Annotated in this window: 1 protein-coding gene; it reads right to left on the minus strand. The window is 43.6% G+C overall.

Annotated elements, in window-relative coordinates; all coding sequences use genetic code 11:
- Positions 1–123: 123 nt before the first annotated feature.
- The gene (locus tag A3738_RS26480; protein WP_068501384.1) at positions 124–765 is read right to left on the minus strand and encodes a hypothetical protein; all 642 of its coding nucleotides are present in this window, start codon (positions 763–765) and stop codon (positions 124–126) included.
- Positions 766–908 lie beyond the last annotated feature (143 nt).

A 908-nucleotide genomic window follows, 5' to 3' on the forward strand; every position in this document is an offset into this window, starting at 1 on the left:
TTGGCGGCTTTGCCAACTACAGACAATTAAAACTAAGCGCCCCTAAAGGCAGCGGTTCGGAAGGATTCCTAGAAAAAAGGATTAGCGATTGGTTAAATCGCTACTCGCCCGGACAAGAACAGGCTAGCGCTCGATAGGAAAGTCTTTTGCTTTGGTGCCGGTTAGAACTTCGAGCCGATTTACGACAACAGTAAACTCACTGAGAATTTGCTGGTAAGACGCTTGACTCTGCTCAATCACGCTTTGAGAAACAGCAATTTCTTTTTTTGCCATTTCGATATCGTCTAAAATTCGCTTACCTACCTTTTTACCGCTTCGTTGAATGTTTGCCGCTTGCTCTTCGCTTTTTGTAATGAGATTTTTAGACGCTTCAATAGCCGCTTTTCGCGAAACAATCACTGCATCTATTTCAGCTAGACGACGATTCATAATGCTCACAACAGCATCAGGCGTGCCGTATTGTTTAAGAAGCTTTTGGTCCTCTTCAGCTTGCTTCGCTGCAGCAAGTTCTTCTTGCTTCTTTTTTTCTGCGGCTTCATCGCGCTCGCGAATCTGCTCTTCGGTCAACGCAGGCGGGATACGCTGAACTAATCGGCCTTGAGCATTTAAAATATCGTAGCCTTTAGAAACTAAGTGTGGAGGAATCAAAGCAGCCATCACGGTTTTGCCGTTATCGTCTTTGTAACGATATAACTGCATTGCCGATGCTGCTGTCGTAACTAACATCCCGACAACAACAAAAATTAATAGACGACTTCGATTCATTTTTATTCCACTCACATTCTTTATGAATTCAGCACTTTATAGCCTTTCAATAAACTATAGCCATGCTTTCAAAAAGCGCCTCGTTACAAACCGTTATATTCCGTAACGATCTCTATACGCGGCGACACTGTCTGCGTACTCTC

This window comes from Oleiphilus sp. HI0066 (assembly GCF_001635725.1).